Genomic DNA, 8887 nt, shown 5'->3' on the forward strand with positions numbered 1-8887 from the left:
CTGGTGGGGGTTGTCATCGTCCTGAGCCAGGCGCTCTGGTAATCTTCGTCTCACCCCATGCGCTGTCCGGTCTGCCACCGCCGTCTCGCCACCGGCGCGGTGTGTCCTGTGCATGGCCAGCGCGCTTCGTCGCCTGGCCCTGACGCGGAGCCCCTTCCGCTCCCGGACGTGCCAGGTTTGCGCCCCGCGGCCTTGCTGGGCTCGGGCGGCTTCTCACACGTCTTCACCGCGTACCGCGAGGAGGATGGCCATGAGGTCGCGCTCAAGGTGGGACGGCCCCCTCACCGCGACCGCTTCGCCCGCGAGGCCGCCGCGCTCCACCGCGTCGGCGCGCCGACGACGCCCGCGCTCCACCAGTCGGGGGTGGTCCGAGGGCGGCCGTTCCTCGTCATGGAGCGGCTGCATGGCCAGACGCTCGCCGCGTGGATGGCGGCGTTGCCGGGCTCGGGGGCGGCGTCCGTGCCCCGCGTGCGCGAGCTGCTCAGTGGCCTCTGCGCCGCCCTGGAGCGCGTCCATGCCGCGGGCGTGGCCCACCGTGACCTCAAGCCGGAGAACATCTTCCTGCGTGAGGGTGGGGCGCTCAGCCTGCTGGACCTGGGACTCGCGCGGTTCCTGGACACGCCTGACGACGAAGCGCGTCCGGAGGCAGCGGGCCTGACGCTCGTGGGGCAGCGGCTGGGGACGCCTTATTACATGGCACCCGAGCAGTGCCTGGACGCACGCGAGGCCGGCGCCGCCGCGGATGTCTACGCGCTGGGCGTCCTCCTGTACGAGCTGCTCACCGGCGTGCCGCCCTTCCTCGGCGGGGCCGAGGAGATTCGCCACGGGCACGTCAGCCTTCGCCCAGCCCGGGTGTCGGCGCGCGCGCCCGTGCCGACGGCGCTCGACGCGGTGCTGTCGCGGTGTCTGGCGAAGGCGCCCGCCGAACGCTTCTCGCGCGCATCGGACGTGCTCGCCGCGTTTGATGCCGCGTGCAGCCAGTCCCTGTCCATGGCTCCGCCGGAGGGCACGCCCGCCGCGGTGCTCACGTCGTCCGGGCCGGGGGCCGGCGAGCGGTGGGTCGCGCTGCTGGGCGTCCGCGCGGACCTGCCGGTCGATGCGCTCCGGCTGACCTTCGAGCCTCAGGGCGGCACGCTCGCGCGCGTCCGCACCCGGGGCTATCTGGTCGGGTTCTCCGAGTCCCTGTCCGCCGAAGCCAACCTTCGCGCGGGCGCACTGGTGGCGCGCAAGCTGATGGAGGAGGGGAAGGCCGCCACCGTCCTGCACCTGGCGCGACTGCAGATTCATCCAGGCGCCACGACCACGCGCGTCGCGGGGCCCGCGCTGGAGGCCGTGGGGGACTGGTGGCCGGAAGACCTCGCCCTGGGAGAAGCGCGCGTCACCGCCTCCGCCGCGGCGCGCTTGGGGCCGGGCGCCACGGAGCCTTCGTCCGATGGCGCGCGCCTGCGACTGCACGACGGTGGCGCGGCCACGTCCTCCGCGGAGGCGCCGCCCCTGTCGGGCCGCGAGGCCGTCCTGGCGGCGCTGGAGGCCGAAGCCTCACGCTGCATCGAGGAGGGTATCCCGGGCCTGTGCGTCCTCACGGGCGACGTGGGGCACGGCACGTCGCGGGTCCTGGAGGCGCTGGCCACCCGGCTGGAGGCCGCGGGGCGGTGTCTGGTGGTGCGGCTCCGCGCGCCCGCTCCGGACGCCGCGTCCTCGGAGTCGCTGCTGGACGCGCTGAGGGCCACCGCCGAGCCACCGCGCGTCGTCCAGACGCCGGGCCTTCCGCTCGTGGATGAGCGACACGCCGCCGCGCGCGCGCTCGCCGAGGGGCTCCAGCGCCAGGCCCTCGAAGCTCCCCGTGTGCTGCTCGTCGACGACGCGCACCTGGCGGACCCCACCAGCCTGGATGCACTGGAAGTCGCCACCCTGGCTGGCGTGCGTGCACCGCTCTGGGTCTGTGTCGCCGCGCGGCCCGCGTTGCTCGGGTTTCGGCCGCACCTGGGTGAGCGCAGCGCCCGCGTCGCGCGAATCGCACTGCCGCCGCTGACGCCCGAGGCGAGCCGGTCCCTGTTGCTGCAACTGCTGCGCCCCGCGGAGCACGTCCCCGAGCCGGTGCTGGCGCGGCTGGAACAGCTGGCGCAGGGCGTCCCCTTGTCGTTGGTGGAGCTCTCGGGCGCGCTGCGGGCCGCGGGGGCCCTGCGGGCGTCCCCTGGGGGCGGGTGGTACATCGCGCCGGACGCGTTGCTGGACGTCTCCGTGACGCCGCTCTTCGAGCGGCTCGCCGCGCGGGCGCTGGCCGGACTCCCCGCGGCACATCGAGTCCTCGCGCGGCTGTGCGCGGTGCTGGGAACGGAAGTGGAGGTGTCCCGGGTGGACGCCGCCCTGCGACACCTGGCGCCGAGCGAGGAGCTGGCGCGCGTGACGTCGCTCGACGCGGGGGCCGGGCTCCAGCGGCTGGCGCGCTCGGGGCTGTTGCGGCCCACGGCGCCGGGCCACTTCGCCTTCCGTCACCCCTTGCTGCGCGAGGCGCTGGAGGCCTTGCTGCCGGCGTCCTCGCGCCGCGTCCTCCACGCCGCGGCGCTGCGCGCCACGCCCCGGGACGGGATGGCCGAGCGCCGCCGCTGGGCCCACCATGCCGCGGCCTGTGGCGCGCACGCGGAGGCCACCACCGCGTTCCTCGCGCTCGCGGAGTCCGCGCGCCGCGCGCACCTGTCCGTCGAGGCGGAGCAGCACTACACGCGCGCGCTCGCGTTGTTGCCGGAGGGAGAAGTGGAGCGCCGGGCCCTGGCGCTGTCGGGGCGTGGGCGCGTCCGTCACCGGCTCCAGCGCTTCCGGGAGGGGCTGGCGGACCTGGGCGCGGCGCGGGCGCTGGCCGTGGCGCGCGGTGACGAGGCCCAGCAGGTGGAGCTGCTCCTGGAGGAAGCCACCGCGCGCGACTGGATGGAGGACGTGGAGGGCTCCTCGGCGTGTACGCGTGAGGCCTTGGAGCGCATCGAGCGGCTGGATGAGCCTCGCCTGTCCCTGCGCTGCTCGCTGGCCCGGGGCCGGCTCCACGTGCGGCTGGGCGAGTGGGGCGCCGCCGTGCGCGTCCTCACTGGCGTGGTGGAGGGCGCGGAGCGGGCGCATGACCACGAGACGCTCGTGGTGTCGCTGGCGCTGCTGGGCTCGGCGCTCACGTTCCTGGACCGGACCGACGACGCCGCGGCCCACTTCGACCTGGCGCTGCTGCGCTGTGAGCAGGCCGGGGACGCACTGCACCGGGCCGCCACGTTCATCAACCGCGTGCTGCTGTGGTTGCGCCTGGGGGACGTGGCGCGCCTGGAAGAGGACCTGCGCCGCGCGATGGCGCTCGGCCGGGAGCTGGGCCATGCGCAGGTGGAGCGCTGGTCCACCTTCAACCTCGCCGAGGTGCTCTACATGCAAGGCCGCCTGGAGGAGGCGCTGCCGCTGGCCCGGCGTGTTCACGAGCTGGGGGTGCGCTTCTTCCGTGAGCATCCCGTCCCGGTGGATGCGTTGCTGCTCGCGCGCCTGGCCGCCGCGCTGGGCGACCTGGACGAGGCGACGCGGCAGCTCCGGTGGATTGACGCCCACTGTCCGCCCGAATCGCTGCCCCCCACCGCCGTCATGCGAAGGCTGGTGGAGCTGCAGGTCCAGGACGCGCGCGGCGGTGGCTCGGCGCGGGAGGCGTGGCTGGCCCTGGCGGACGACGCGGACACCCTGGCTTCGGCGGATGAGAAGGCGGAGATTCTCCTCCAGGCGGCCGGGGGCGCGCTCCATGCGGGACGTGCCGACGAGGCGCGCACCTGGGTGATTCGCGCCGAGCGCGCGGTGGAGGAGGGCGCTCCCCTGTGGCGAGCTCGCCTGGAGGCTCTGAGGGCCGCTCTTTTCAACGTGTAACGAGAAATGTCACTGTCTGGCGGCGGTGTGACGTGAAGCGCTACGCGAATGCCGCCCGCAGATCTGCTCTCATGTCGCCGCATACAACCTCCCAGGCTGGCTCGGCACATGCTTGCTGGGAGGAAGCTCTCCTTCCTTCCGTCGTTCCTGGAGGACGTCTCATGGCCCTTGGTTCGCCTCGCCTGTTGGCGGTTGCCTCGCTCCTGTTTCTCGCCCTGTCGGGTTGCGGAACCGGGCCTCACGAAGAGGAGCCGCCCACGGTAGGGGCGCAGGCGTCGGAGATTCGCATCGCCAACGCGCTCACGACGCAGGCGCTGGTGCTCAACGCCATCTCCACCAACGCCGAGTCCAACGGGCTGCTGGGAACCTCGGCCCTGCTTCAGCTGTTCCACCCCACGCTGGGCGACGCGAACACGCGCCGGCGGCTGCATGACCCCAATGCGCAGCGGTTCATGGCGTACCTGGTGGGCTGTGCGCTGACGGCCGGACAGGAGGTCGCCTATTACGACCCGCGGCTGCCCAGCCCCGGCATCCGGAAGTGGGTGGGACAGGCGGGGCTCTGCCCTGATTGGGCCACCGCCGCGCCGTCCGAGGAGTGCCTGGAGCGCGTCTCCGCGTGCGTGCTGGCGCGCAACAACGCGGAGGGACGGCGCGTGGAGTTGTCCATGCGCGGCGAGCACCAGTTCCACGCGTCGGGCCCCAACATCTACACGCTGGATGCGAAGACGCTCCCGGCCCGGCACGTTCCCATCACCGGCAGTCCGCTGGCCAGCTTCGAGGACTGCGTCCTGGGCGAGTCAGGCGCGCAACGTGACTGCGGGTGGACGCCGGATGGCATCGGCAGCTGCACGCCCTCTTCGACTGTCGTGGTGGGCGCTGGCGGCCCGCTGTCCTGCGCGGGGCCGTCTCCCACGCTGGGCTCCAGCGTGAACGGGCCCGCCGCCCTGCGGGTGTGCCAGGGCATCGCGGGGTGCGACCATTCCGACGGGCGCAACCTGGGCGAGGCGACCGGGACGTGCGGGGCCGCACCCGCCAATCCGGTGGTCGTCTTCACCTGCCCGGCCGGGGGCTACTACAGCGTGATGACCGCGCCGGCTTCGAGCACGACCGTGGGACTGGTGGCGAACGTCGAGTCTCATCCGGACTCCGCGTCCACCTATGGTCTCTCCGAGCAGCAGGTCTATGCCGTGCGCGAGGGCGCGTTCTACGGGAACATCTTCCTGCCGGACGAGCTGGGGGCGGAGGTGGAGGTCGTGGCGCTGGGCGAGGGGGACAAGCGGCAGTACGTGGTGGTGGGCGCCGACGTCATCGTGCGCGGCTCCATCTACCGGAAGATGTTCTCCTGCTACGACCCGGCCTGGTCCAGCGGGGCGGCGTACGCGGCGAACCGCGTCTGCGCGCTGCCCACGTCGGGCTCCAACTGCGCCGCGCGCGTGACAGGGGCCTGCTTCACGTCCCTCAATCCGCCGGTGGCCGGCAAGTGCCTGGTCCAGGATGGGCCCCTCACGCCGGGGGACGGCGACTACGAGCTGTGCCGCGACCATGCCAACGTGCTGTGGCCGGAGTCGGTGACCACCTACCTCCATGCCCCGTGTGACACGGTGACGAAGGAGCAGCGCGCCCAGTCCTGCGTGCGCGCGGCGGTGCCCGTCGAGCCGCTGCCTCCGGCGGGCGAGCTGCCTTTTCCCTTTCCCCGGAAGAAGTAGGCCACCTGCCGCATGGCGTCCGGTGACGAAGAGGCCCTCTATGGCGAGGAGCTGGGCGTCGGCGCCCTGGTGTCGGACTGGCTGGTGGAGCAGGTCCATTACCGGGGACCTGTCTCCACGCTCTACCGCGCCCGTCATGTCCGCACGGGCGGGCCCGCGGCGCTGAAGGTCCTGCTCCCGCAGCCCTCGGACGTCGCGCTGCGCCGCTTCCGCCGGGAGGCGGAGACACTCCAGCGGTTGAGCCATCCGCACATCGTCGATGTGCTTGGCTACGGGACGCTCGCGGACGGGCGGCCCTTCATCGCGATGGAGTGGCTGGAGGGGAGGGACCTCGCCGCGGAGCTGGCCTCACGCGGACCGCTGTCGCCGGGAGAGGCGCTGGAGGTGCTGGAGCAGGTGGGCGGCGCGCTGCGTGCCGCCCACCAGGCCGGCGTCGTGCACCGCGACTTGAAAGCCCAGAACGTGGTGCGCTTGAGCACGGGCGGTGGCGCGCCGCGCGTGAAGCTGGTGGACTTCGGCGTGGCGAAGGGGCTGACGCCGGATGCGCCGGGCGCGTCCACGCTCACGCTGACGGGCGTCTCCCTGGGCACGCCGCTGTCCATGGCGCCCGAGCAGATTCGCGGCGAGCCGCCCGACGCCCGCACGGACCTGTACGCGATGGGCGTGCTGCTCTTCCAGCTCGTCACCGGACAGCCGCCGTTCCAGGGGGCCACCCGGCACGAGGTGGAGGACCTGCACCTGAATGCGCCGCCGCCTCGGCCCAGTGAGCGCGCCCCGGTGCCGGCCGCGCTGGATGCCGTGGTGCTGCGCAGCCTGGGAAAGCGGCGCGAGGACCGCTACCCGGACGTCGATGCCTGGCTCGACGCGCTCCGGCGCGCGGTGAAGGGCCGTCCCACGCAGGAGCATCCCTCGCTCGCCGTGGCGCTGTACGCGGAAGCCCGGCTCCACGGCGCGGTGGAGGCCTCCTCCCTGGAGCGGCTGGATGCGTTGCTGGAGCGCGTGGGGGGAACCGCGCGCGCCGCGGGGCTGGACGTGCGGCTGGAGGGGAGCGGCTGCCTGCTGGCCTTCGCGCCGCTGCCTCCGGACGCGGGGGCGGAGCAGGCCGCGCGGGCACGCGTCCTTCACGCCGCGCTGGCCCTGGTGGAGTTCGTGGCGGCGAGCGAGGCGCCGCGCCCGGTGGACCTGGCCATCACCGTTCACGTCGCGGAGCTGCCTGACGAGGATGGGGGCGGCGGCCTGCTGCGCCTGCCGGGCTGGGTCGCGGAGCCACCGGGGACGGACCTGGTGGCGACCTCGCGTGCGCTCCAGGGCCTGGAGACGGGCTTCCTGGCGACGCCCGTGTCCGCCGCGGGGCTGGGGTGCTGGCGCGTCAGCCGCCCGCGTTGAGGCTCACGGCTTGATGCCGTGGCGTCGCAGCAGGCGGTAGAGGTGGACGCGGTCCATGCCGGCGGTGACGGCGGCCTGGGCCACCTTGCCCTGGTGCTTCTCCAGCAGCGCGCGCAGGTAGCGGCGCTCGAAGTCGTCGACGACGTGCCGGCGCTGGTCGGCGTACGGCTGCGAGGGGTCCACCTCGGGCGGGCCGGAGCGGCGGGCCTCTTCCTCGGAGAGCTCCACGGCCTCCTCGAAGACGAGGCAGCGCTCCAGGTAGTTGCGCAGCTCGCGCACGTTGCCGGGCCACGCCGCGTGCCGCAGCCTGGCCAGGAAGTCCTGCGTGCGCAGCGCGCCCGTGCGCTCGCGGTCCGCGCCGAGCAGGTCGAGGATGCCCTCCACCAGCATGGGCAGGTCCTCCGGGCGCTGACGCAGCGGTGGAAGCAGCAGGCGCAGCACCGCGAGCCGGAAGAAGAGGTCGGAGCGGAACCGGCCCGCGTTGACCTCCGCGCGGAGGTCCCGGTGCGTGGCGGCGAGGAGGCGCACGTTCACCGGTTGATACGTGTTGCTGCCCACGCGGCGAATCTCGCGGTTCTCCAGCACGCGCAGCAGCTTGGGCTGCAGCTCCGGGGGCAGCTCGCCAATCTCGTCCAGGAAGACGGTGCCGCCGTCGGCTTCCTCGAAGACGCCCGCGCGGCGCTGGACGGCGCCGGTGAAAGCGCCCTTCTCGTGGCCGAACAGCTCGCTCTCCAGCAGGTGCTCGGGGATGGCGCCGCAGTCCACGATGAGGAAGGGGGCGTCTCGCCGGGGACTGGCCTGGTGGATGGCCAGCGCGGCCTGGCTCTTGCCGGTGCCCGTCTCACCTTCGAGCAGCACCGTCACGTCGCGGCCCGCCGCGCGCTCCATCATCGCGAAGCAGCCGCGCATGGCCACGGAGGCGCCCACCAGCGTGCCGAAGCGCGTGCTCTCCGACAGCGGCAGGCGGTTGTTCTCCGCGCTGAAGTCGAAGCGCAGCACCACGCGGCCCAGGCGCAGCAGGCTGCCGCTGCGCAGCACGCCCTCCACCACCTGCACCCCGTCGACGATGACGCCGTTGAGGCTGTCCAGGTCCTTCACCTGGGGGCCCCGCGGCCCGATGCGCACCTCGCAGTGGAACCGGGACACCGTGGAGTCCTCCACGGCGAAGTCGTTCAGCGGGTGTGAGCCCACCGAGCACGTGTCGCCCGTGGACTCCCACGTCGTCCCCATGTTCGGACCTTCCGCCACCGTGAGCCGGAACCGGCGCACCGTGGAGGCGTCATAGCCCCGGCGTGCGTGCTCGTAGGGCAGCGTGACGTGCAGCGGCGTCTCACCCCCACCTTCGACTTCCATCCTCCATTGCGATTCGCCCTTCACGTCCGGCGAGGAGGGTGCGGCCCGAGCCCGATCCAGTGCAGACATGGAAGTCAAGATATCACGGGGGCCGACATCCGAACGGTTCTCTCCCCGGCTCATTTTTATTGTGGGGTGGGTATTGGCCGCCCGCTCTGGGAGCAAGGCAGGGCCCGCGCGGAAGGCGCGGCGTCTCCGGGATTTCCGCTAGTCGAGGCTGTCTGGACCTCCTCGGCTGAGAAGCGCTGTGTCACAGCGGACTCGATGTCTGTCATTGACGCGGGCCGCGCCGGACAGTTGCTCCATCACCGGACATGACGCGCAGGTACCCCGCGTCCCCGCGCGTTGCCGCGGCGCGTCCGGCGCGGGTCCGCGAGCTGTTGGAGGACGCGTGGCGGTGGCGCGGGCGCGGGGCGCGGACGGACGCCAGCGTTTTCGCGGCGGGCGTTGGCAGGCCCGGCATTCAATGCGAGGCTCTGGGAGAAGAGGGGGGCAGGCCGGGAGGGGGCGCAACGCGTTGGCAGCGCCGCCCATGCTGGCCGGTCTCACCGGAACGGGAG

Annotated in this window: 4 protein-coding genes; 3 read left to right on the forward strand and 1 reads right to left on the reverse strand. The window is 73.3% G+C overall.

Annotated elements, in window-relative coordinates; translation table 11 throughout:
* The first annotated feature begins 57 nt into the window (after positions 1–57).
* The 3 genes from G4D87_RS28005 (at position 58) to G4D87_RS28015 (ending at position 6974) form a co-directional block, all read left to right on the forward strand.
* Positions 58–3882 carry a serine/threonine-protein kinase gene (locus G4D87_RS28005; protein WP_163785730.1) on the forward strand — a complete coding sequence of 1275 codons (3825 nt, stop codon included), beginning with the start codon at positions 58–60 and terminating at the stop codon, positions 3880–3882.
* A gap of 161 nt (positions 3883–4043) precedes the next feature.
* Positions 4044–5588 (forward strand): hypothetical protein, encoded by a 1545-nt coding sequence (locus G4D87_RS28010; protein ID WP_163785732.1) that lies wholly within the window; start codon positions 4044–4046, stop codon positions 5586–5588.
* A 12-nt stretch (positions 5589–5600) separates the two neighbouring features.
* Complete coding sequence (locus G4D87_RS28015; protein WP_163785734.1) at positions 5601–6974, forward strand: serine/threonine-protein kinase; 1374 nt, start codon at positions 5601–5603, stop codon at positions 6972–6974.
* Between the two features lie 3 nt (positions 6975–6977).
* Here the strand turns inward: G4D87_RS28015 and G4D87_RS28020 are convergent, their stop codons facing one another.
* The gene (locus G4D87_RS28020) at positions 6978–8327 is read right to left on the reverse strand and encodes an FHA and sigma-54 interaction domain-containing protein (protein WP_176410666.1); all 1350 of its coding nucleotides are present in this window, start codon (positions 8325–8327) and stop codon (positions 6978–6980) included.
* Positions 8328–8887 lie beyond the last annotated feature (560 nt).

Source organism: Myxococcus vastator (genome assembly GCF_010894475.1).
GTDB classification, from domain to species: Bacteria; Myxococcota; Myxococcia; order Myxococcales; family Myxococcaceae; genus Myxococcus; species Myxococcus vastator.

Bases quoted from the DNA above. Each gene is read 5' to 3' on its own strand.
- G4D87_RS28005 (WP_163785730.1), top strand. From the start codon at position 58: ATGCGCTGTCCGGTCTGCCACCGCCGTCTCGCCACCGGCGCGGTGTGT.
- G4D87_RS28010 (WP_163785732.1), top strand. From the start codon at position 4,044: ATGGCCCTTGGTTCGCCTCGCCTGTTGGCGGTTGCCTCGCTCCTGTTT.
- G4D87_RS28015 (WP_163785734.1), top strand. From the start codon at position 5,601: ATGGCGTCCGGTGACGAAGAGGCCCTCTATGGCGAGGAGCTGGGCGTC.
- G4D87_RS28020 (WP_176410666.1), bottom strand. From the start codon at position 8,327: ATGGAAGTCGAAGGTGGGGGTGAGACGCCGCTGCACGTCACGCTGCCC.